Annotated in this window: 24 protein-coding genes; 22 read left to right on the plus strand and 2 right to left on the minus strand. The window is 45.6% G+C overall.

The genetic code is table 11. The features are described 5' to 3' along the window. Nucleotides 1–212: 212 nt before the first annotated feature. From HNV11_RS23645 to HNV11_RS23690, 10 genes are all read left to right on the plus strand, one after another. Nucleotides 213–608: a hypothetical protein gene (locus tag HNV11_RS23645; RefSeq protein WP_171742298.1), complete on the plus strand. Its 396-nt coding sequence runs from the start codon at nucleotides 213–215 to the stop codon at nucleotides 606–608. Nucleotides 609–706: 98 nt separating this feature from the next. Continuing rightward, the gene (locus tag HNV11_RS23650; RefSeq protein ID WP_171742299.1) at nucleotides 707–1,132 is read left to right on the plus strand and encodes a very short patch repair endonuclease; all 426 of its coding nucleotides are present in this window, start codon (nucleotides 707–709) and stop codon (nucleotides 1,130–1,132) included. A gap of 25 nt (nucleotides 1,133–1,157) precedes the next feature. Next, complete coding sequence (gene dcm, locus HNV11_RS23655) at nucleotides 1,158–2,456, plus strand: DNA (cytosine-5-)-methyltransferase (protein WP_240163995.1); 1,299 nt, start codon at nucleotides 1,158–1,160, stop codon at nucleotides 2,454–2,456. Nucleotide 2,457: 1 nt separating this feature from the next. After that, a complete protein-coding gene (locus HNV11_RS23660) occupies nucleotides 2,458–3,759 on the plus strand; it encodes an MvaI/BcnI family restriction endonuclease (RefSeq protein ID WP_171742300.1) in 1,302 nt (433 codons plus the stop codon). Nucleotides 3,760–4,018: 259 nt separating this feature from the next. Further along, entirely contained in the window at nucleotides 4,019–4,990 is a 972-nt protein-coding gene (locus HNV11_RS23665; RefSeq protein WP_171742301.1) for a hypothetical protein, read from the plus strand. A gap of 61 nt (nucleotides 4,991–5,051) precedes the next feature. Beyond that, entirely contained in the window at nucleotides 5,052–5,681 is a 630-nt protein-coding gene (locus HNV11_RS23670; protein WP_171742302.1) for a hypothetical protein, read from the plus strand. A gap of 832 nt (nucleotides 5,682–6,513) precedes the next feature. Continuing rightward, nucleotides 6,514–6,963: a LexA family protein gene (locus HNV11_RS23675; RefSeq protein WP_171742303.1), complete on the plus strand. Its 450-nt coding sequence runs from the start codon at nucleotides 6,514–6,516 to the stop codon at nucleotides 6,961–6,963. A gap of 2 nt (nucleotides 6,964–6,965) precedes the next feature. Beyond that, complete coding sequence (locus HNV11_RS23680) at nucleotides 6,966–8,246, plus strand: Y-family DNA polymerase (RefSeq protein WP_171742304.1); 1,281 nt, start codon at nucleotides 6,966–6,968, stop codon at nucleotides 8,244–8,246. 457 nt (nucleotides 8,247–8,703) lie between these two features. Continuing rightward, nucleotides 8,704–9,039, plus strand: a complete 336-nt coding sequence (locus HNV11_RS23685) for a hypothetical protein (protein ID WP_171742305.1) — start codon at nucleotides 8,704–8,706, stop codon at nucleotides 9,037–9,039. A gap of 75 nt (nucleotides 9,040–9,114) precedes the next feature. Further along, a complete protein-coding gene (locus HNV11_RS23690; RefSeq protein ID WP_171742306.1) occupies nucleotides 9,115–9,471 on the plus strand; it encodes a helix-turn-helix domain-containing protein in 357 nt (118 codons plus the stop codon). Between the two features lie 441 nt (nucleotides 9,472–9,912). Here the strand turns inward: HNV11_RS23690 and HNV11_RS23695 are convergent, their stop codons facing one another. Both HNV11_RS23695 and HNV11_RS23700 read right to left on the minus strand, forming a co-directional pair. Next, on the minus strand, nucleotides 9,913–10,290 hold the full coding sequence (locus tag HNV11_RS23695; protein WP_171742307.1) for a hypothetical protein: 378 nt from the start codon (nucleotides 10,288–10,290) through the stop codon (nucleotides 9,913–9,915). A 131-nt stretch (nucleotides 10,291–10,421) separates the two neighbouring features. Continuing rightward, complete coding sequence (locus tag HNV11_RS23700; protein ID WP_171742308.1) at nucleotides 10,422–11,291, minus strand: hypothetical protein; 870 nt, start codon at nucleotides 11,289–11,291, stop codon at nucleotides 10,422–10,424. A gap of 642 nt (nucleotides 11,292–11,933) precedes the next feature. Here HNV11_RS23700 and HNV11_RS23705 point away from each other — a divergent pair. The 12 genes from HNV11_RS23705 to HNV11_RS23760 all read left to right on the plus strand — a co-directional run bounded on the left by HNV11_RS23705 (nucleotide 11,934) and on the right by HNV11_RS23760 (nucleotide 21,193). Further along, nucleotides 11,934–12,155, plus strand: coding sequence for a hypothetical protein (locus tag HNV11_RS23705; protein WP_171742309.1), 222 nt, complete (start codon nucleotides 11,934–11,936; stop codon nucleotides 12,153–12,155). 188 nt (nucleotides 12,156–12,343) lie between these two features. Continuing rightward, nucleotides 12,344–12,940 carry a ParA family protein gene (locus HNV11_RS23710; protein WP_171742310.1) on the plus strand — a complete coding sequence of 199 codons (597 nt, stop codon included), beginning with the start codon at nucleotides 12,344–12,346 and terminating at the stop codon, nucleotides 12,938–12,940. Continuing rightward, the gene (locus tag HNV11_RS23715; RefSeq protein WP_171742311.1) at nucleotides 12,937–13,191 is read left to right on the plus strand and encodes a hypothetical protein; all 255 of its coding nucleotides are present in this window, start codon (nucleotides 12,937–12,939) and stop codon (nucleotides 13,189–13,191) included. The genes HNV11_RS23710 and HNV11_RS23715 overlap by 4 nt, the downstream gene beginning before the upstream one ends. After that, nucleotides 13,188–13,400 carry a hypothetical protein gene (locus HNV11_RS23720; protein ID WP_171742312.1) on the plus strand — a complete coding sequence of 71 codons (213 nt, stop codon included), beginning with the start codon at nucleotides 13,188–13,190 and terminating at the stop codon, nucleotides 13,398–13,400. The genes HNV11_RS23715 and HNV11_RS23720 overlap by 4 nt, the downstream gene beginning before the upstream one ends. Nucleotides 13,401–13,549: 149 nt before the next feature. Further along, the gene (locus HNV11_RS23725) at nucleotides 13,550–14,215 is read left to right on the plus strand and encodes a hypothetical protein (RefSeq protein WP_171742313.1); all 666 of its coding nucleotides are present in this window, start codon (nucleotides 13,550–13,552) and stop codon (nucleotides 14,213–14,215) included. Between the two features lie 680 nt (nucleotides 14,216–14,895). After that, nucleotides 14,896–16,314 carry a rolling circle replication-associated protein gene (locus HNV11_RS23730; protein ID WP_171742314.1) on the plus strand — a complete coding sequence of 473 codons (1,419 nt, stop codon included), beginning with the start codon at nucleotides 14,896–14,898 and terminating at the stop codon, nucleotides 16,312–16,314. A 40-nt stretch (nucleotides 16,315–16,354) separates the two neighbouring features. Next, nucleotides 16,355–17,095, plus strand: coding sequence for a hypothetical protein (locus tag HNV11_RS23735; RefSeq protein WP_171742315.1), 741 nt, complete (start codon nucleotides 16,355–16,357; stop codon nucleotides 17,093–17,095). 87 nt (nucleotides 17,096–17,182) lie between these two features. Then, nucleotides 17,183–17,743: a hypothetical protein gene (locus HNV11_RS23740; protein WP_171742316.1), complete on the plus strand. Its 561-nt coding sequence runs from the start codon at nucleotides 17,183–17,185 to the stop codon at nucleotides 17,741–17,743. A gap of 66 nt (nucleotides 17,744–17,809) precedes the next feature. Then, nucleotides 17,810–18,691 (plus strand): hypothetical protein, encoded by an 882-nt coding sequence (locus HNV11_RS23745; protein WP_171742317.1) that lies wholly within the window; start codon nucleotides 17,810–17,812, stop codon nucleotides 18,689–18,691. 128 nt (nucleotides 18,692–18,819) lie between these two features. Further along, entirely contained in the window at nucleotides 18,820–19,353 is a 534-nt protein-coding gene (locus HNV11_RS23750) for a hypothetical protein (RefSeq protein ID WP_171742318.1), read from the plus strand. Between the two features lie 180 nt (nucleotides 19,354–19,533). After that, nucleotides 19,534–19,926, plus strand: coding sequence for an ASCH domain-containing protein (locus tag HNV11_RS23755; RefSeq protein ID WP_171742319.1), 393 nt, complete (start codon nucleotides 19,534–19,536; stop codon nucleotides 19,924–19,926). Nucleotides 19,927–19,930: 4 nt separating this feature from the next. Next, the gene (locus tag HNV11_RS23760) at nucleotides 19,931–21,193 is read left to right on the plus strand and encodes a metal-dependent hydrolase (RefSeq protein WP_171742320.1); all 1,263 of its coding nucleotides are present in this window, start codon (nucleotides 19,931–19,933) and stop codon (nucleotides 21,191–21,193) included. Nucleotides 21,194–21,218: the final 25 nt, after the last annotated feature.

Consider the following 21,218-nt stretch of genomic DNA (forward strand, 5'->3'; position numbering starts at 1 on the left):
TTAAAGTGATACGTGAACCCGGCGAAAACCCTTTGACAGGTCAGTATATCGAATTTGACGAGCAATCCTTTGAAGTGGATGCTACCAGCATTCGGGCCGCTTATGTCTTATCCCATATGGTTTGTACCCTGCGATTTTCTGGCCAGTTACGACGCACGTTCATAAACGGACAGGAATACTTTAACGAACGTTGCTAAACGAAGACATACATTATGATTCCAAATAAAGCAGGACAAGTGGTAAAATTCCACAGTCCATACCCAGATGAAGATCCAAATCAATTGTATGTAGTCCTTGAAGTTTTTGATCATGAAAGGCCCCGTGCTGATATACAGGCATTGAATACAGGTCTTTCATTCCCTCCAGTTAATAGCGTTAATCTGGATGATCTTGAGATAGTTGAAGTGGAGACTAAAGATCTTATTGGCCATCAGGTGACCATAAGTACGTCTGATTCCTCAAAGGTTACCGGTAAAGTTGTTCAGGTAAGAGAATCTAAAATTTTACTTGATATGACTAAAGGTGGAAGTGATGTAGCAACCAATGTTTATCTGACAATCAGGGACTATAACGGCATTGAGCACACAGGAACCTTATTAGTGGGTTAATTTTACTGTATGATTCCTGATAAGGACATTGCAGAGCAGAATTTGAGCTTTTGATTTTCTGAGTGTATTAAACTGATAAGAGGGAGCGATAAGAGAGTATGGCAGACGTACACACACCGGAGCAGCGTAGCTTTAATATGAGCCGCGTTAAAAGCAAGGATACTAAGCCGGAATTGATGGTTAGAAAGTTTCTACACGCGCACGGATTCCGGTATAAATTGCACGATAATACACTACCGGGTAAACCTGATATAGTGCTGCCCAAGTATAAAACAGTCATTTTTGTACACGGCTGTTTTTATCATGGGCATGAGGGGTGCCGGTATTTTGTAGTACCAAAGACCCGTACAGAATGGTGGCTTAATAAGATTAACGGCAACCGTCTACGGGACGCAGCTAATAACGCCAGAATATCAGAAGCAAACTGGCGGATTGTAACTGTCTTTGAGTGCGAACTTAAACCCAAGAGCCGGCAGCTGACATTACAAAACCTGCTTGGACTGCTAAAACCGATTTCGACATAACTCCCCCATACTGACACTGACTAATATGGTAACAGAGAACATTACAACAACTGACGACAGAGCAGTAACCGAAAAAGCAGGGCATTACAACCGTATACAGATAGAGCCAGTCAAACCGGTTATTCGGTTGGCTGATATCAGCTCGCGCAGCTTCAAAGACTTGAGCAAAGATGAGTATGCAAGTAAAATGGCATACCTGACTCACTATCTACACACCCGCAGTAACGGTGCATCGCAGTACTATGAAGAGGAAGCTACAGGGTTCGTAAAACAACTAATCGGAGCCGACGCAGCCAACAACCCCAGCGAAGTAAAAGGAATACTTGACGTACTGGAGAGGGAAGTGATGGACGTTCCATTTCCCACTCCCAAAACGGCCAAGTTCAAGTTCATTGACTTGTTCGCCGGTATTGGCGGGCTTCGTCTGGCTTATCAAAATTTGGGCGGGAAGTGTGTTTTTACGTCGGAGTGGCACCCGGCATCACAGCAGACCTACGCGGCAAACTTTGGCGAGGTTCCTTTTGGAGACATTACCAAGATCAGTGAAACGGCTATACCAGATCATGATGTACTGTTAGCCGGTTTTCCCTGTCAGCCCTTTTCCATTGCCGGAGTATCTAAGAAAGCCAGCTTAGGCCGTGAACATGGTTTTAAGGACGAGACGCAGGGAACATTATTCTTTGATGTCGCCCGGATCATCGAGCATAAGCGCCCCAAAGCCTTTATGCTTGAAAATGTAAAAAACCTTGTATCCCACGATAAAAAGAACACGTTTCGGATTATCCGCGAGACGCTGAATGAACTACGGTATAATATACATTTCCGTGTACTCGATGGTAAACACTTCGTGCCACAGCACCGGGAACGTATTATAATTGTTGGTTTTGACCGCGACCGATACGACGATCAGGAACCGTTTGAGTTTCCGGAGCTACCTGCGCCAACGGCTGCAATAGAGGACATCTTGGAAAGGGACGTACCAGCCAAATACACGCTGACAGACAATCTTTGGAAGTATTTACAAGACTATGCAGCCAAACACAAGGCCGCAGGTAATGGCTTCGGGTTCGGCCTTACCCCGCTTGATGGTATAGCCCGCACCCTGAGCGCACGGTATCACAAAGACGGTTCCGAAATCCTAATTCCACAGGCTCTTGGACAGAATCCGCGCCGGTTGACTCCCCGCGAATGTGCCCGGTTACAGGGCTTTCCGGACAGCTTTGTTATACCCGTATCTGATACGCAGGCATACCGGCAGTTTGGTAATTCAGTAGTTATGCCGCTGATGCAGGCAGTAGGGCAGCAAGTTGTAAGATGTCTGTAAAATGAACCTTGAGCGACTGAAACGAATTTTTGCCGATCAAGGCTGTAAAAAGGTTTATGTTAAAACTTTAGCTAAGAATGATGATTCCAAACACCAACCATATTTAGGCGGGGACGAAATATTTAACTTGTTTCCCACTTCTGAAATTAAAGCCATTTCTTCGGAGAGCTGGGATCGGGAGCGTTTTATAGCTACTATTGACTTTGCGTGGATTGCAGAAGATGGAGCTTTATTTCAAGCTCCAAATACAAAATTTATCTTATATCCAAAGTATCCTGAAGTGCGTTTATCGGGATTCCTAAGAGGATGCAGCAATGGACCTTCTAGGGTTATGAATACCCCTTTGTATGGTCGTTTGCTTTTTCTTTCAGTATCAACTGCGGGACGAATACTAGGCTATGCTGCTTTCCCGGATTCCCAAATTGCAGCTGAACTTAGAGCAATTAATACTCAGCAGGAAGGCGTTTTTGCTACGTTCAACTTGAGCAATAGCGACAATCGCACAATTCTCTTAAATGAGTTAGCCCGCATACATAGGCTTGACTGGATAACATCGAAACGGCTGGACAGGCTTGGAAATATTATGGCTTGCGATGCTCCGAACTGTGGGGGGTATACACTGGAAGCCGAGTTGGGTATTACTCCTAATGGGTACTCTGAGCCGGACTTTTTAGGATGGGAGCTTAAACAATTTGGCGTTGATAATTTTAACAGGATAGGTAGTGCAGTCATTACTCTGATGACACCTGAGCCCACAGAGGGCTTATACGTCTCGCAGGGTGTAGATTACTTTATTCGCACATATGGTTATCCCGATCAGAATAACCGCCCGGATAGATTGAATTTTGGTGGAATCCATAAAGCAGGAGTAAGGCATGAGCGTACACGTCTGACGATGGAATTAATTGGTTTTGATGGTGTTACGGGCAAGATAAGAAGTTCGACAGGTAGAATAGTGTTAGTAGATGAGCAGGGAAACGAAGCCGCAGCATGGTCGTTTGCTTCTATGTTAAAGCATTGGAATAGAAAACATAACCAAGCGTGTTATGTACCCTCTCTATCTGCTAATCAACCTGTCAGACAATATCATTACGGCAACCTTGTCACACTTGGCGTAGATACTGATTTTCAATTGTTTTTACAGCAAATGTTTATTGGAAATATATACTACGACCCTGGTATAAAGATGGAAAACGTATCAACCAGACCCACGGTAAAACGGCGTAGTCAGTTTCGTATAAAGTCTTCATTTCTAGGTAATTTGTACAAGAGTAGTGAGGTTGTAGATGTTACACACTGCTAACTGAGGCCAGCCTGCTCAATTACTTACACTATAACATTAAATAAGAATAACTGATCAGCTTATAGAAATGGTTTAGGCCTAGAAGTCAATTGGTTGTGTTCAAATAGCATTAGTTTATAGACAATACTTCATGGGTCTGAATAGAACAGGGCCATGAAGCGCTTATACTTACTCTGAATTAATTATTATAACATATGATTTATTTTTTATTAATTGCGCATATTAAAGCCTATATGATTAATATATCAGCCCCTGACTAATGCAGCAGAATGTAAAAGCCGATCCTTGTTCTGTTCTTGAAAACATTAATATTAATAATACAGAGCACCAAAAGTTTATTCTAAGCCGTGACAAGCATACCAGAATTGAAGGACTTGTTACAGAAGCTCTGTTCTACGATGAGATAATTAAAGGCCAGTTCAAAAAATGTACATCTGGGTTCTGGTTTAAAAGAGATGGCAACCGGTTTAAAGTAACTAAAGTTTTAGTCAGTTCTGCCGATCTTAGGCAGATAGATTATGATATATTAAACTACTTTTTATTAAAGGGCTTAAGCTGCTATGTTGTGTGGTTCGTACCCGATCAGAGAGAATTTTTTTACGTTAAGTACGTAGGTCAGACTATTAATTTTGAATCAGAACACAGTAAATATCCTAAAAACCCCAAAAAGGCTCTTATTCCAAAAGAAACTGATAGAGATTGTAAGAGACATCAACAGGCTTCGGAATACTTGGAAAGAAGTGGGTTCTTATATAAATCTGCTGTTGAAAGGATGTTTGTAAACTGCTGGTTAGGGGATGTGTTTTTGTGGGATGTTGACTATATAGCAGTTTATAAAGACCACTTGGTTGCTTTTGAGGTAAAACAAAAATATCCTACTAGAATGGGGACTTACGGACTTAATACGGGCTTAGTATACCTTTTTTCTTTTCTTGAAAGTGTGGGTATTGCTGTTATTCATGTCGTTTTAAGAAAACCCACAAGAGACTTCAACATACCAGCTATTGACCTTTATACAAAGCCTGAATATAGGGCGTTGACCGATTGGGTAGCGATAAGATTTAAAGATGAAGTATTAACAAAAAGTCAATCAAAGGCGCCTGCTTTCACAAGTATAGGAGGGGGGCAAGCCCTTGATTATTACCATGTCGATGCTGAAAGATTTGTCTTCTTAAAAAGGCTTGGTGATCCTGATAATGGTTTGTTATCTTTTCTTGAAAAGAGTGTTTAGGGGGATGAACGATGCCCTAAGAAATAATGTTTATAATCCTGACTTATAACTGAATATTTAAATGGAAGAAGCAAAAAGCTACAGCCAAGAACTGCCCATCGGCTTTAAAATGTGGACTGAATTTTACAATCGACTAATAGAATTAGACCAGATTAATAATGAGATTATTGATTACAACGGCGTTTTCTTTAAAAAAAGCTTCATTTCTGACAGAGTAGATGAAGAACATAAATACAGTCAGGAATTACCCCCCGGTTATGAATCATGGACTGATTTTTATCAGTCACTTGAGGAGGGCGGAAAAATTGAAACCGACGATGTAATTTATGAGCGAAACATGAGAGTGGGAGGAGGAAGGCAACTTTTTGGAACAGAAGATGTAAGCGCTCAATACACTTATAGAAAGCAGTTTTTGATCGATATGGTAAACAAAGAAAAAAAGTTAAATTACAATAGCATGAGCCAGAACAAAAACACTTTAATATCTGTAGCCGAAGGAGATTATCGGATAGTAGTAAGTTTAACATCTGACGGGTATGAAGCACAGGCTTTCAGAAATAACCAGCCAGCCACAGCGAAGTATAGCCTTTCTTTCCCCGTTGCCGTTAATGTGAAAGCATATACAGATAAGTCATTCACGCACCTTGTTGATCAGCTACGTGCTGATATAAGAGAAGGCAGAGTTATCTGATGAGAACGGGTCATCCCGGATTTTGGGTGGGTTAGCTCCAACGCGAAAACCTTCCGAGCTTAGTGGTGCGAACTACTAACTGGAAGGTTTTCTTATGTCTCAAGACTCGATAAAAATCGGCATCTCAATCAATGATGTCAAGCAACAAGGGCGTTTTGCTTAAGAATCGCAACAACCTGCGAATCGGTGAATCGTGCCTTCTCATTTTCCCTTTGTTTACCAGTGAAAGTTAAGTTCTTATTCTTTTGTTCACTGGCTCACTTATATGGGATCAAGACAACTGCCATTGAAAGCGCTCTAGCCGCTCTATGATCTAGTCTTTATTTTGGCTGTAGCCTTGCTGCTTTTCTTGTTTCAAATTCTTTTCTATCCGCAGAGTCATCTCGTGCTGGCGATATGGAAAGGGTTAAGCCAAGCAGAAACGGCCTATCGAAAGTATAGACAGTCTGCGCCCTGAACACTGGTATTTGCCAACCCGCCGAATAGAAATAGAATGCTGAAGCACACAGCAGGAAATCATCGCACCTAGTTGACTGCTTGACTGACAAGGAAGTGGAAAGTTTACCTTATTTTTTGTGCGTGACGTGCGCAAAAACGGCTCTACGACATTCCCCGAGGTCTTTTAGACAAGCGATGGCCGGGACTACCGTACGGCATTGCCAGTGGTAGCACTAGTTTTTTTACATCCCCCGGCTATTTGACAATAGCAGGCTAATTAGGCCTAATTGTACGGCCAAGGAAGTAGCGAAATTCTCCTGCCTATTAGCATACATTTGCAACATATATAACAAAAGTATAATATAGCGGTTTGTCATCAACAAACAAGCTGCCTATGCTAGACCCCCACGATCGTATATTACCCGAACATATCGTTAAGGCGACGGCATCCACCCGCTACCTGATTCCTTTTTTCTCTTACTACGTCCAGGCAGGTTTTCCCTCGCCAGCTGAGAACTATATCGAACGTGTCTGTGATCTGAATGACCTCTGCATTTCAAATGCCGAGGCTACTTACTTCGTGCAGGTTGCCTCCGACAGCATGATCGGGGATCGCATCGATCGGGGCGATGTGCTGGTGGTGGACTGCTCGCGGGAGGCAATTGACCATAAGATCGTGGTAGCCTGGCTGAACGGGGATTTATGCGTGAAGCGAATCCACTACGTCAACAAGATGATTGTGCTGCTTTCCTCCAATCAAAAGTATGATCCGATCTATGTCCACGAGGGCGATGAGTTCCGGCTTCTGGGCGTAGTTACATTCGTCATTCAACGACTCCGATAACTATGTTCGCCCTGGTCGACGCTAACAATTTCTATGTAAGCTGTGAGCGCAGTTTTAACCCGGCTTTGGAAAAACGGCCCGTTGTGGTGCTTTCCAATAATGACGGCTGTGTGGTGGCTAGAAGTGAGCAGGCTAAAGCCCTCGGGGTAAAAATGGCTCAGCCTTTCTTTGAGCTGGAGGAGCTACGGGCGCAGCACGACCTGGCTTTTTTTAGCAGCAACTATACGTTGTATGCCGATTTAAGCGCAAGATTGATGTCGCTGCTGAACCGCTTTGTGGAGGATGTAGAGGTGTATAGTATCGATGAAGCCTTTCTGGAATTAGGCGGTTACGAAGGATTATACCCGAGCTTTTCCAACCTTGGCCACTGCATTCGTGCAACGGCCCTGCAATGGCTGCGGGTGCCGGTTTCGGTTGGGATTGCGCCTACAAAAACGTTAGCGAAGGTCGCCAATTGGTATGCGAAACGGCGGCCCGAACTGCGGGGCGTGTACCAGTTGGTTACAAAGTCCGATATCCGAGAAGCCCTGACCGAGTTTGATGTAAGCGATCTGTGGGGCGTCGGCCGTCGCTACGCTTCGCTGTTGAAACGGAACGGCATTACCACAGCCGCCCAACTGCGCGATGCACCCGATGACTGGATAGCCCAGAACATGACCGTCAACGGCCTGCGGCTGGCCTACGAGCTGCGGGGTACACAATGCCGAATGCTGGAGATCAATCCACCGCCCAAAAAAGCCATCTGCGCGGCTCCCAGCTTCGGGCGACTCGTGCCGGATCTGGCCACCATGCAGGACGCGTTAACAACGCACTTATCCCGCGCCTGCGAGAAGTTGCGTCGGCAAGATTCGCTGTGCGGTACGCTCACGGTTTTCCTGCACACCAATCGGTTTCGTCGATCGCCCAACGGTGAGCTGGCTAAGCAGTATTACAATGCCCGAACGGTCGAGTTGCCTCATCCGACCAGCAGCACCGCCGAACTGCTCCAGTATGCGCAAACGGCGCTTACCTCTATTTTTCAGTTTGGCTATAATTATCAGAAGGTTGGACTGATCCTGACGGGATTAGTGCCGAATGATTACCGGCAGAAAGGCGTATTCGTGGAGGGTCCCGACGAGCGGCTGATTAAGCTATCGGGCGTACTGGATAGGCTGAATCGTCGGCATGGCCGGGATCGGGTTCGGCTGGCCAGCCAGACCTTCAATCCCGATTGGCCCATGAAACAGCAATGGTTATCGCCCTGCTACACAACCAGATGGGAAGATATCATGGTAGCGAAGTAAGCTTTAGCTTCGGTGCTTAGTCAGTTCCTTATTAAGTAAGAACAAAAAATTTGTTTTTGATGCATGTATGTTTAGACTATATATCTGTTAGCGTAACCGTCTGATTGTAAGTGCTATATCTATCTGTAACCGTATGTCTTGATCGTCATATTCACTAAAATCAAACTGGTAGTTTGATTTTAGTGAAACTTTTATCACTTTTGAGTAGTTTAATGTTTGTCCCGTAACCAAGCAACTGACTAACGACTGCCCACAATCTACAAACAACTGACTGACTAACGAATGACTAACAATCTACAAATAACTGACTGACAAGCAACTGACTAACTGACTGACAAGCAACTAACCAATTAATAAACAACTTTCCGACAATCAAAAAATAAAGGTTATGAGACACTCAAACTTCAAACCGTAGCAGTAAGACCTAGGGTCTGGCTGCTGCTATTTCAAAAAACAAATGGCAAAGCCGGGTAAGAAATCACCAGCGAACGCAGGTAATGCAGCTGAAGAGCTAAAGGATATTTTAGCTACTATTAACGAACTCAAAGGACTTCTGTCCGGAAACGAAGTCGCTTTACAAAAGCTAAAAAGACTTGAGAAATCTTGTCGGAAGCAGAGTGAGCGAGTTCAGAAAAAAGTTACAGCATCAAAATCGGCTGACCGCCAAGCTGGTAAAGATTGGCACAACGGAGCTACTCTGTTGATGCGAATAGAAGAATTCATCGAGAAACACTCAGGTGATATTCAGAATTTAGGTGAATCAATCTCTGAATCAATTTCCAACTTATTTTAAGATGGTGGGGTATTACCCCGCCATCTTAAAATAAAGATGGTGGCTTATGCAGAATAAGCCCATAAACACATAATCATGACTAACGGAATCGGCGATGCAGTAAAGAGGTATAGAACCAATATTGGCTTTTCTCAGAAGGAGTTAGCCGAGCTGTGTGGAATAACACCAACTTATCTGTCGCAGATTGAAAAAGGAAAGAAAAGGCCAAGCTATTCTCTTCTTGAGAAATTGTGTAAGTATTTAAAGGTCGAGCAGAAGGATCTGTACAAAGACCTATTTATCGACAGTATTCTCAAAGAAGATCAATCTGATGAACAGAGGGAAATTGTTACACTTCTAAGAGTGCTGCTTGAAAAAATGTCCAATTTGCAGAACAAGGGAAAATCTGGTCTAACAGATAAGCTAAATCAGCAAAAATTAGAGCACGTTTAAGTGCCCATGATGAAGCTGTAGACCTGATTACCCCAATCCTACCAACGCAGCCACAGCTGCAGAGGTAAACTGAAAGCCCGCTATCTGCGGGCTTTTCTGTTGTCTGTTAGTGCTGACAATCAGGAAAATGGTTAAATGGTTAAATAACTAAAAAAGTTATTCTGGCTCGGTCGTTGGCTGTGGCTGCGGGTACGTCTGCTCTGGCAGTCACCGTACTGTAAACAACAAGCCCCCGGCGCTGCGGCAAAACATCATTGTACCGGGTTACAGTGGGAATCTGTTTGGGTGCAGCGCACCCGAACACGAAGAGCAGAAGTAAATACTTGTACATGGGAGTTGGTGCCAGGCCATTTTCGGCACACATATGCAAACGGTCGTTTATATGTGTATAAAGTTGTCATATGAAAGCCTTGTTACGATCGTTCTTTCTGCATATGCTGGTTAAGTGGTGCCTAATGATTTTTCGTAATTTTGGTATGATATGGGCTCCATTCCAGAAATGTGTTCTTCAATGAACTTAACACCCTCAGCGGTTATTTGGCCTACCTTACTGTACGGCCCCCAATCTTGTGGCTTATCCAATTTGACTTGCATAAAATGCGAATTCTTGTACTGAACCTTGTAACTTGTTCCAAACTCATCTTCTCGAACGAAGAAATTTTCTGATAAAGGAACATTATTAGCCCAGCTTCCGGATTTTGTCAATATTACGCCAACAAAGGCATTGTCTAGACTTTGACCTAAATACACTATGTAATGATAAGCTGCAGCAAATTCACGGTGAGTCCCTTCTAGTATATCTCCTTTTTGAAATTCCATTTTTGCAAGAATGTTATAAGTTCGTCAATTCTTGTAGATTCCAATATTCATCTAGTCGACTAGGTGAATATTGGAATCTGTATGCTACTGTTGAAATGGTATATATTAGACCGCTCTATTAAGCAGTTTTATTATTGCCATTTCCAAGACATCTTATAGAGCTTATTTGAGCTCGGCTTTTCTATATCCCAAGACAATTCATTTTTGGAACGATCTTCTAACTTTCTTCCATCACCACGATACATAACAAAGTCTTTATAGTCGTTACCTGTTGTTACAGCATATTCTGGGGCAGCAAATTTTTTATTAGGAGGTAGAGTTACAACAAGCCGTAACTTTTTAAGATGCTTCACATCACTATCTGTATAAGTTTCTGCCCAGTTGTCATCTTTGCCTCGGAATGAATCCCAGAAAGTGCCGCAAATCTTAAGCACAAAGGGCTGACCCACAGGCTCTTGGCTAACGTCAATGCTGAGTTCATAAGCAATTTTGTGACTCTTCTGCTTCGGCTCGATAGCGTACCGTAGGCTATCATTATACGAAGAACAACGAAGTCGCTCGATGCCGGAGCCAGACGTAGCCATGTATATTTTGATCTTCTTAATGGTATCAGTTTTGACAACGCGTAAGAAATTCTCAAAATACACAGGACTATATTTCTTAGGGTTCTTCATAGTATCTGGAATAGGCTTCCAGTTACTCATATCAAAGTATGTAATATCTTCAGTGAGGAAATAGCCATCCCGTGAAGATTCAACGATTGAGTCTTCTTGCATAGCCCCAGGGTTGAGCTTTTTTTGTAGCTCAGACACTTCTTTATAAGCAGGAGGACGTTTAGTGGGATTAACCTTCTCTTTGTTATCCCGCGTGATGTACATAAACACTGTTGTAAAAGCAGTGGTGCTAGCTTTTACTAATTCAGGACCTACTGCCACTAATACAGGTGTAGAAAGTAGAAGCACTAAATAGCGACGATTTGCGGAAACTCGTGTCGTTGCCATAATTATTAAGTTAAGAAAAGGTTTAGGAGTTGATTAGAAACAAAAAAGCTCAGAAGTATTAATTCTGAGCTTCAATTAATTATGGCTCTGCGCCAGATATTATATTGATTTACCCAGAAGATATAGATATACCTATCACTCGTCTCCAAATGGATGGGGTTGGGTTGAGGCAGATATATTTCTGGGTGACAAACATTGTCTTGGAATCGATTTTTCGCTAAAACGGTTCGAACATAATACATTGATTTGAGAAAAAGAAAATTTCTTTACAGGAATGGTTCTATCTGTAAACCAGCGGTTTCTTGAAACGTTATGTGGTTTTTTTATACTAGGATAGGCGTATACTTAAATCTAGTCTTCTCTTTTGCTCTTGCTGATTAGTCTGTCGTTGCTATTGAGCTGTGTTTTGTTCAGTCTATAACCATAGGTTACTCAGTTCAAGCTGCTGATGATGTTATACTGAGCATCTTAAACTCGATTCGGTTAAAGTGGCTGAATTTATGAAGCAACAGTATCAGAGGTATACCGAAAGCCCGCAATCTGCGGGCTTTCGGTATATAGGTTAAAACTTGATTAAGATTTGCTTAGAAAGTATACTAAATAAGTAATATTGCATAGTAACCTAAGTAAATCTCACCATCCATGTACACCCTAAATGATTCAACCGCAGGAAGTTTGCACGGCGCAGGTTCCGAACTATCCATTATTGAGTTTGATCTACTGGCCGTTTCATTCCCGAAGGACGGCGATCCAAACCAGCAGCGACACAACGAAGTGTTAGCCCACATTGCGGAGGCACGCAAAATTATTGCAGAAATGCTCAGGCTTTCCGCTCCCAGCTTCTGCATGACCACAGCCGCATAAAGCCTATTCCAACCTACATAGCCGCAGCCTGAGCGTTGCGGTTTTTTTGTGTTATATAACTAAACGTGTTAAACGTATTAAAAGGACCTTTCATGTTAAAATTGTTAAATAATATATTGGGTTAAATAGTTTAAATAACTATTAATGTCCTTTGGGTTATTCATGTTAAATAACTATCCTTGTGCCCTATGAAGACAATCACAATCCTACAGCAGAAGGGCGGAGTTGGAAAAACGACCTTGGCCCTAAACATTGCGCTTTATGTGGCGCAGACTGGCGCAGCCGTTGCCATGTGCGATGCCGACGCGCAGGGAAGTTTATCAGCCGTATCGGGCATGATCGAAGGATTAGAGTTTGTACGGACAAATGAGGTATTAGCCCGCACGGTTGACGCTGATCTGCTTGTCATCGATACCAGCCCGCGAAATGATGCCGAGTTAAGCCGCTTACTTTCCCTGACCGACTTCGCGCTGATTCCGGTTAAGCCGGGATTCCTGGATGTGCTGGCCATGCGTGATACAATCGCCATCCTATCCGACGTACAGGCGACTCGGCCCGACCTGAAAGCCGGCATTGTTCTGAACATGGTCCAGCATCGAAACGCAATCAACCGGGATGCTGATGAAATGCTGAAATCGTTTGACACTGAATTGCTGCCGGTTCGGATCGGCCAGCGCGTAGCCTACGCCCGCACAACCCTAACGAATGGCGTAGGAAACAGCCAGGATGAAAAAGCGAAAGAAGAAATTGACCAGTTAGTAACCCTCATTTTTGACAGACTATGACACCCGAAGAAAAGAAAGCCGCGCTGTTCGGTAAACTGAAGGAAGAACCGAAGCCAGTCACCACGAAAGTAGTGCCGGTAGAAGCCAAGCCGGCCAAGGCGACAAAGGCCGCAGCCGAAGAAACCGAACACTTCAATGTTTACCTGCCCGTATCGCTGGCGAAGAAAATCCGCTTGAAGAAGGTCGAACTCGGCAAAGGCGCGACGATTCAGGGAATAATCATTGAAGCGTTAGAGCAGTATTTCCAATGACAGCTGCAGCGCGTAACGACATCCGCAGCCTAAGCGCCGAACTCGCAGCCATCGAGTTTAGAATTGTCACCATCGTAGGCGTTGGCTATTCCGATTTGATGACACGGGAAATGATCGACGAGGCCCGACGATTGACCGAACGAGCTGCCCAACTACTTGCTGACGTAGCGGCCAGGGCAGAGCCGACCGACTCGCCCACGCTGACCTGATTACCGATGTTTCGCCTGTTTTCAACCGACCGAGCGCACCCGCGACCGACCGACTGAAAGCGGGCAGTTTTCGCGGAATTGTTCAAGATTTCGCACCCACTACCCACCGTACACAAAACCCATTTTCACGTACACACAAAATTGCAATTATGTTCACCCCCCGTACCCCCCGCTCAAAGATTGCCCTTGCTGCCCTGTTCATTGCTTTGATTGTCACAATTCCCGGAAAAGCACAAGAAATCAAGCTAAAACCACTGGCAGACTATGAAAACAGCCTAAAACAGTACTATACGGCTCGTTTACAGGCAGATAGGCTAGAGTTCGCAGAGAAAACCCAAAAGAAGTGGTGGTATTACCTGCCCACCTTCGGTTATGCCTTCCGAGGGCCAACGGTCAACGTGAATACAGGACTGTTTGCTGAGATTGACAAGGACAATCAGACGAAGAAAGCGCAGTTCAGCGCCATCACCGCACAGACAGAATTAGCCTACCGCGAAGAACTACACCAGCTCCGCACCCAGTACCGAATCATGGAAGTGCAGCGCGAAGCCATTACCGATATTTACGTAGTGGAGAAGATAGAAAACCGGATCTATTCAGTAGCCGAAGAAGCCAACCAGCAAAAACAGATTACACCCGTAGAACACAGCAAGGCCCTGCTGCTGTATCAAACTCAGTTGCTGGCACACGACACGGAGCGGAGATTATTTGCCCAGAAGATAATCGAACTGGAACGGCTGGCTCGGTTCAATTACCCGACTGATCTGTTGGAGAACCAAACTGAATGGGCACAGCATCCGAAGCCGAAACTCTGATAATCTTTTCCCGAACCTCATTCAGTGGTGGGCCGGAAAGGATCGAATGATACAGCTCGTCAATATTGAACGCAGCGTTATTGATCAACCGACCATAGCTAACTTCGTAGTCCAGGAAGCGTATTGGCGTAGTAACGACTTTGGTAACAAAGCGAGAGTAGGATAGGTAAGGATGCCTTTCAGCCGAACAAATTTTTTCGTATAGACTGTAGGCAAGACGACGGTTCGTAAACACATATTTTACATTTGTCCGCACATTCAGGAAAAACACACAATTCCGCATTTTAGTAATTATGTTTACTAATAATTATTTCAAGATGTAAGAGCTTAAGGCACAAAGCTTATACTTTAGTTATCAAGCTGTTACATAATGAAAGCCTAAAATAAAGTTGTTCAAATGTAGAACTAAAACCATACACCTTCGTTATATTTGTGCATCGGCCAATGAGCCGAACCTCATTGCGAAACCCGCCCCCGGTTGTTGACTTCGACACTCATCACCTTGGCGGGTTTTTCGTTTACTATAGTTCCCTGATTTTCAACCTACTACACAAGTAGGTTGTTTTGTTTAAAGTGATTCCCTACTTTGGCACTGTCGAAGTCAATAACCGGGAATCACTGGCACCAAACCAGCCCCGCGCGAAGCCTGACCGCTCCGCGTTTTGTTTTGGTTTATCTACGTGCCGACTGTACAAAAAAACGTTGCGCCTTCGTATCCCTATACTGCGCCAGCTGCCCCCCACAAATACATTGCTCACGTTGCCAAGATCAAGCCGGGAAAGCGGGTGATGGTCTACAAAAAATTCATTGGCTTCAAATCCTCGAAAAGCGAAGCGGAATTACTGAACCTGGAGAAAGGCAAGAACGGCGAGTATAACGGGTTTATGTCGCCAGCAACCAGTCGAAAGGTCCGTAAGATGCTGGAGAACTGGTTAAAGGCCATCGAGTGCGAGCTAACCGATACCTGGGCGATTGATACCCGAAAGGCGTTCACCGATCCTGCAAACCACAAACGTACCTATCCGACTTTTGTCACGCTGACGCTGCCGGCCAGACAGATGCACGACGACAATTTTATTAAGCGAAATCTGCTCAATCGCTTCATTATCAACCTAAAGCTTCAATCAGGCGTAGAGCACTACTTCTGGCGAGCCGAGCCACAGAAGAACGGCAATATCCATTTCCATTTACTGGTAGACCGTTGGATTCACTGGCGCAGCATCCGGCATGACTGGAACAAGATACTTGCCGAGCACGGCTACATAGAAGCCTATAAGAAGGTGCAGGAAGCCAAACACGCGAAGGGCTACACCCCCGACAGAAAGGAATATTTCGCCCGCTTAAATGCCCTCCGGGAGTTCAGTCAGCACACCAAACAACCGTTTGACCAAAAAGCCGCAGGCGTAAAAGTTCAGGCTGCCATGCGTAAAGCCTACGAGGAAGGGATAAAAACAGGCTGGACAGATCCTAACTCGACCGATATTCACGCCATCGAAAAAGTAGAAAGTCTAACAGCCTACGTCGTAAAATACGTAACTAAGACGGATGGAGCCGATAAGGTTAGAGACTTAAATGAGGACCAGACCGAGGAGATTACAACAACCCGAGTCCGAAAGATAGACGGCCGTATCTGGGGATGCAGCGACGGGATCCGGAATCTAAACCACTTCGAGGAGGCCATTGCTGAGGAGGTAGATTTTCAGACGTTTACCTATGATAATCAGGCGTTTGACTTTATTCGACACCTGGAGAGCGAAGCCGAGAAGAAGAACGATAAGAACGAGGATAACGGCGTTTGGCGCGATAAGGAAAGCGGCACGGTTATCTATGAGTTAGACGTCGAAGCGCACATTATCCTAAAGGCTTTATTCCCTGAGTTATTCGTCAAGTTCGCGCAGCACTACAAACAGATGTACGCTGAATTGTACGGACAAAAGCCATTTACAAACGTAGAACAATTATTATGCTCGATAATTACTGAATCAGTAATTATGTTTGATTTGTCGGATAAACCCGCCGACTTATCAAACTATGTTCAAAGCACTACGCTCACATCTGCCAGCAGTTGGTTTGACCCTCTTGAATCTGCTCCTTTTTAGTTGCTCGACCGAAATCATTCCGGTTTCTGCGCCTGACGGAATGAACTCGGGACAGATCGAGTACGAAACCGAGACTACTGAGCTGGATGATTACGCCGACCTATTCAGCCCGAACGAACTGACAGGCGCACGTATAGCCGCCGACGCAAAAGCAAAGGTTACGTTTGAGTACATGAATAACGAGGGAGAGGTCATAACGCGGGAATGGGAAACCATCACGCTTTGGTACTACGGAAGCAGCGAGCCGACGCCAGGCGCAAACACCCGATACCAGAAACCCAGAAGTATCGTAAAGCACCCCGCGAACAATCGCAGCTACACCCGTAAATCATTGCTGCCCGGTTGGTACATGATTCAACTTGACGACCGATCCACCTTTCAGGTACAGAAGTTTGAAGCTGGCTCCGATGGCCTGTATGTGTTCAACGATCAGGGGAGCCCCGGCAAACCGTTGTTCTCAGGCTACTACAGCAGTTACGGGAAAATCAAATTCACGTTCGGGAGCGTAAAGGCGACCAAAACAAAGCCAGCCGTTAGCACAAAAGCACAGGCGTTCTTAACACTGACGAAGAACAGCCTTGATTTACAATTCTGGTTATACAATGATCGGACCACCGGCAGCGTAACAAAGTCGCTTTTCTGGTTTATGCCCGCAGGCGTTTACTCTGCGAATTGGTACGGCATCCAGCTACAGGGAGACAGCGACAGCCAGCAGAGTACTCACAAAAGCGGGACAATAATTGTTGCCCCCGGTAAGACGTACCCGAACATAAAACTATAGCAAACAATAATTATGTTTGATAATTACCAAAATAGTATATATGTTCGGCCCAAACTTAAACGGGCGGTTAAACGTCTACCATTCACCATGTTAAAAGTTTTCTCCTTTTGTGCAGTAATCATTGGCTCGATGCTGACCTTTCAGGCATGCAACAAAAACGTAGCTGATAACGTAACCCCCCAGAATTCGCAGATCGCCAGTCTGGAAGCCATCGAAGAAGTATTCGACGATACCGACCCAGGCGCACGTTCAGCCGCAGCCGATCCGATTGATAAGGCCAATAAGGTTTATCAGGTTTTCACCACGTCGTCCCCCTGCTCCACCACCGGCACGAACACCAGCGTCCGTTTAGCCGTAACGACGCAGACGATCAGCGCCAGTACGCTGCCCGATTCAACCGTGAAGTCGAAGAACGGATATTCATTGTTCAGTGTAAAAGCCGAGAAGTTCGGCCAGTACCTGAAAAAGACCGTTGACAAATCGAAGTCGCAAACCTACTTCATGAAGGAAGGCGACGGGAAAACGGCCACCTGGAAGAAAGTCGCAACGATTCCCGCCAACGGGGCAACGTTCACTTTTATGCCGAACTACTACAAGCAGGGGTTAACCATGACTTGTACAAGCAGCTCAGTAGCCCCGCTTAACTAACGACTCACCCACCAGAAAACGGCTCGGCAAACGTCGGGCCGTTTTTGTATAACCCCCTTTAGACCCATGAAAAACGCATTAGTAGTTGTACTCGCACTTATCGCCCTAGCCAGTTGCGAAGCCCTCGAAACCCGGCAGCCGAATGACATTGATGATACCAGCGAGATCGTTGCCGAATCGCGCGAGCTGACAGACGCAGAGATTGAGGCCAGCAGCGATGAGCAGGACGAGAGCGACCCGAACGCCCGCGAGTCTGCAACCGCTACAACGTCGCAGTATTTTCAATGCAAGACCGACGACGGCGAGTTATACACGCCGGATTTTGTAATCTATGATTACTGGTATGCGACAGAAGCGCAGGCCCGCGCAGCCTATAGTGCGTGGAGTACCACCAGCGACACCACACATGGAAGTTACGTAACCGACAAAAAGAAAGGCGTTAAGGTGAAAGTAACGAAAGGTACGCAGCTCGTTAAATCCATGTCCATGCGTCACGGTTGGCATATTGTCAAGCCGGGACCAGACGACGGAGCCCCATCAAACGTATTTGAGATAAAGCCAGGCGTTAAGGGCACAGTTGAATTAAGCTGGTCCGGTTACGATGCTGACTACAAGCTGGATCAGGGACTTTTACGCGTTTCATTCAAATATCAGGGAGGTAGCGGAAACCGCAGAATAGCCTACTGGACACCTGCTGTTAGTAACAAAACCTGGGCTCAGTATATGCTCGGCAGTCCGAACTTAGACACGATCGAAGACCTGTTTTTGTTTGAAGCAGAGACTACGGAAGCCAAGAGCGTAGCCATACGAGTGCCCCGGTTTAAAGGGTATGTGTTTAGCTACCTGACGAATCGGGAGGTTGAAGGAAGCAAGCCGGGAGGGAAAGACGCTGACTTGATGACAAAGAAGGGATTGAGCATAACCTTCTTCAAGAAACCGAAGGGATAAGCCGACGAAACATAAAAGCCGGAAGCCCGCAAATCTGCGGGCTTTTTTATTGATAACAATAATAATGTTTGATAATACGCATTTTAGCCTTTATGTTTGGTTGCCATTCACTACATAACACACACATCATGAACGTAGTTACTACCGTTTTTGCCGCCTTGTTGAGCTTCATTCTATTAGGCGTAATTGCCTGCCAGCAGGAGGACACGCCCGCGCCGAAGCCACAGCCAGTGCCCAGCTATTTTACGGGTTACGACTTCGCGCCGAAAGTCGTTGACGACGATAACGCCCGCGCCTACGGCAGTCTATGCGACAACACCGAACCGCAGGACTTGGACCTGAACGTTTACGAGTTCGAGCCGGACACGAATATTGATGAAGACGTGGCCGACATTATGATTCCGACCTACGACGAAGACGGAGAACCGGAGGAAGGCCCGACCGCTACCGCTATCATTTCAGTACGTAAGCAGTACACCACGCCAGAGGGCGCGAAGGTCAGCGACTACGACAGAATGAAACGCTTTGTTATCGACGTAGAAAAGAACACAATCAACGTCCTAACCATCGAAAAGGACAACGGCGAGGTAATTCTATACGGCGTATTCGACACACGGAATGCCAACGCTACACCCGCCGAGATCTGCTTTAAAAAGCCTTAACGGAATTCGTTGCTGGCTGGCTGTTTCGCCTTCTGGCTAATACGTCCCTTACTGCAAAGGTCGCACGACTACCAGACGCGAACACCAGTGCACAGCACGAACCCACAGCCCCCGACCGCAGATCGGCGGGCTGTTTTTGTTTCAGCATTCACTTTGTACGTACATAAACCATTCAGAACAATGTCGCAGATTTTAGAATCAGGCCAGGTCGTCAACACCGCCGACAAGACCATACATCAAACGCGAATCCCCGGTTTAGGCAAGCTGGAATATTCCTTTAACTGGAATAACAAACTTGACTGCCTGCACTACACGACCATGCGATTAGAGAACCCAGGCAAGTATCAAGTTGGCCGAAAGTTCGGCGTATATCTGAACGGCAAGCACATCCACGATGCTCAGGTAATCGAGGTAAAGAGCCTGACCATTAACCAGATTACCGAGTGGAGTGCGCGGCTTGATACAGGCTTAAGCAAAGCAAAATGTATTGACCTGCTTAAGACAATGTACAAGAACAAGCAGATCGACTGGACGACGCAAAAACTCAATTGGGTACTACTCGAAAAGCTGTAGTTGTATGCAGTCATTCAACCATGTAGCCGGCGGGTTCGCCTTTACGGGTATTCTGGCCAGCTTTGCTGACGTAAACATATTTGCCGATGCCGACGTAATGGCCGTTGTCTGGGTCGCTGCCGTATTGCCCGACATCGACCACACAAAGAGCATAAGCGGGAAAGTTGTCTATCCGCTTGCCCACTGGCTGCAGATCAAGTATGGCCACCGAACCGTAACCCATTCGATATTCTTCTATATCGCCGTTGTCGTAATTGTGCAGGCCGCAGACAATCTCTTTCACCTGCATTATACGCTGCCCGTTGCGCTTGCGCTCGGTTCACATCTGATTTTCGATATGTGCACCAGGCAGGGAATCCCCCTGTTTTATCCGTTCAGCCGCAGGCCCGCCGTATTACCCGCGAATCCAAAGCTGCGACTATCCGCCAGCGACTACCGAAGCGAAGCGATTGTATTCCTTCTGTTTTGCTGTTTAAATGTGTTTTCATATCCGCTAATGGCGGCAGGCTTTTGGAACAAGTACAATCGGGCCTTTGCCACGTTCGACCACCTGGAGAGCGAGGTAAGACGGAAGCCGGGAGACTACGAATTACGATTACTGACCCCCGAGCAGGACACCGTAACGGCCACACTCGTCGAGCAGAAACCCGCTGAACTTGTAGTCTACAGACAAAGCCAGTTCAGAAAGTTCGACACGCAGCAGAGCCGGCTCATTGACTTCCGCCGATTGCCGACGCATCACCAGTTCGTCACGATCAATCTGATCAACGTCAGTTGTGACAGCCTGAATACATACATGAAGTTGCCAGTTGTGAAGGTCACAGCCCAGGCAGACAGTAACGAGCTATTTTACTTTGAAGGACCCATTATGAAAAAGGGACTAAACCTAACCATCGATTACCCGAATGAAGCCCGTTTTCAGCAGCTGGCTATTGACAACCGGCAGACCGAGTTCCAGCTAAAAATGCTCATCGCTCAGTATAACGTTGAGAAAGCGCAGTACAATCAGAAGCTATCCGAATTGAAGATGCTGCGCGTAGCCCTGCATAATGAAACCACGCGAACAGGCGTAAACGACTACGACGAAGGTGTTAGACGCGAACGCATTAAGGAGTACACAAAGCAGATTTCCGAGTTTGTTAACCCCCTTCCCCCAAGCACAGAGATCTACCACGTTCAACGGGCGATGTTAGAAATGAAGCTGAGAGAAAACGCGCACCTGAACGCCACCATCCTGATTTGGCAGGCGCAGGCGAATCAGAACTAAATTTTGTCCGCAGCTGATCAGTTTG

The sequence above is a fragment of the Spirosoma taeanense genome, from assembly GCF_013127955.1.
Lineage (GTDB): Bacteria > Bacteroidota > Bacteroidia > Cytophagales > Spirosomataceae > Spirosoma > Spirosoma taeanense.

What these genes read in the sequence shown, in the direction of transcription:
- HNV11_RS23645 (WP_171742298.1), top strand. Translation starts at nt 213, where the DNA reads ATGATTCCAAATAAAGCAGGACAAGTGGTAAAATTCCACAGTCCATAC.
- HNV11_RS23650 (WP_171742299.1), top strand. Translation starts at nt 707, where the DNA reads ATGGCAGACGTACACACACCGGAGCAGCGTAGCTTTAATATGAGCCGC.
- dcm (WP_240163995.1), top strand. Translation starts at nt 1,158, where the DNA reads ATGGTAACAGAGAACATTACAACAACTGACGACAGAGCAGTAACCGAA.
- HNV11_RS23660 (WP_171742300.1), top strand. Translation starts at nt 2,458, where the DNA reads ATGAACCTTGAGCGACTGAAACGAATTTTTGCCGATCAAGGCTGTAAA.
- HNV11_RS23665 (WP_171742301.1), top strand. Translation starts at nt 4,019, where the DNA reads ATGCAGCAGAATGTAAAAGCCGATCCTTGTTCTGTTCTTGAAAACATT.
- HNV11_RS23670 (WP_171742302.1), top strand. Translation starts at nt 5,052, where the DNA reads ATGGAAGAAGCAAAAAGCTACAGCCAAGAACTGCCCATCGGCTTTAAA.
- HNV11_RS23675 (WP_171742303.1), top strand. Translation starts at nt 6,514, where the DNA reads ATGCTAGACCCCCACGATCGTATATTACCCGAACATATCGTTAAGGCG.
- HNV11_RS23680 (WP_171742304.1), top strand. Translation starts at nt 6,966, where the DNA reads ATGTTCGCCCTGGTCGACGCTAACAATTTCTATGTAAGCTGTGAGCGC.
- HNV11_RS23685 (WP_171742305.1), top strand. Translation starts at nt 8,704, where the DNA reads ATGGCAAAGCCGGGTAAGAAATCACCAGCGAACGCAGGTAATGCAGCT.
- HNV11_RS23690 (WP_171742306.1), top strand. Translation starts at nt 9,115, where the DNA reads ATGACTAACGGAATCGGCGATGCAGTAAAGAGGTATAGAACCAATATT.
- HNV11_RS23695 (WP_171742307.1), bottom strand. Translation starts at nt 10,290, where the DNA reads ATGGAATTTCAAAAAGGAGATATACTAGAAGGGACTCACCGTGAATTT.
- HNV11_RS23700 (WP_171742308.1), bottom strand. Translation starts at nt 11,291, where the DNA reads ATGGCAACGACACGAGTTTCCGCAAATCGTCGCTATTTAGTGCTTCTA.
- HNV11_RS23705 (WP_171742309.1), top strand. Translation starts at nt 11,934, where the DNA reads ATGTACACCCTAAATGATTCAACCGCAGGAAGTTTGCACGGCGCAGGT.
- HNV11_RS23710 (WP_171742310.1), top strand. Translation starts at nt 12,344, where the DNA reads ATGAAGACAATCACAATCCTACAGCAGAAGGGCGGAGTTGGAAAAACG.
- HNV11_RS23715 (WP_171742311.1), top strand. Translation starts at nt 12,937, where the DNA reads ATGACACCCGAAGAAAAGAAAGCCGCGCTGTTCGGTAAACTGAAGGAA.
- HNV11_RS23720 (WP_171742312.1), top strand. Translation starts at nt 13,188, where the DNA reads ATGACAGCTGCAGCGCGTAACGACATCCGCAGCCTAAGCGCCGAACTC.
- HNV11_RS23725 (WP_171742313.1), top strand. Translation starts at nt 13,550, where the DNA reads ATGTTCACCCCCCGTACCCCCCGCTCAAAGATTGCCCTTGCTGCCCTG.
- HNV11_RS23735 (WP_171742315.1), top strand. Translation starts at nt 16,355, where the DNA reads ATGAACTCGGGACAGATCGAGTACGAAACCGAGACTACTGAGCTGGAT.
- HNV11_RS23740 (WP_171742316.1), top strand. Translation starts at nt 17,183, where the DNA reads ATGTTAAAAGTTTTCTCCTTTTGTGCAGTAATCATTGGCTCGATGCTG.
- HNV11_RS23745 (WP_171742317.1), top strand. Translation starts at nt 17,810, where the DNA reads ATGAAAAACGCATTAGTAGTTGTACTCGCACTTATCGCCCTAGCCAGT.
- HNV11_RS23750 (WP_171742318.1), top strand. Translation starts at nt 18,820, where the DNA reads ATGAACGTAGTTACTACCGTTTTTGCCGCCTTGTTGAGCTTCATTCTA.
- HNV11_RS23755 (WP_171742319.1), top strand. Translation starts at nt 19,534, where the DNA reads ATGTCGCAGATTTTAGAATCAGGCCAGGTCGTCAACACCGCCGACAAG.
- HNV11_RS23760 (WP_171742320.1), top strand. Translation starts at nt 19,931, where the DNA reads ATGCAGTCATTCAACCATGTAGCCGGCGGGTTCGCCTTTACGGGTATT.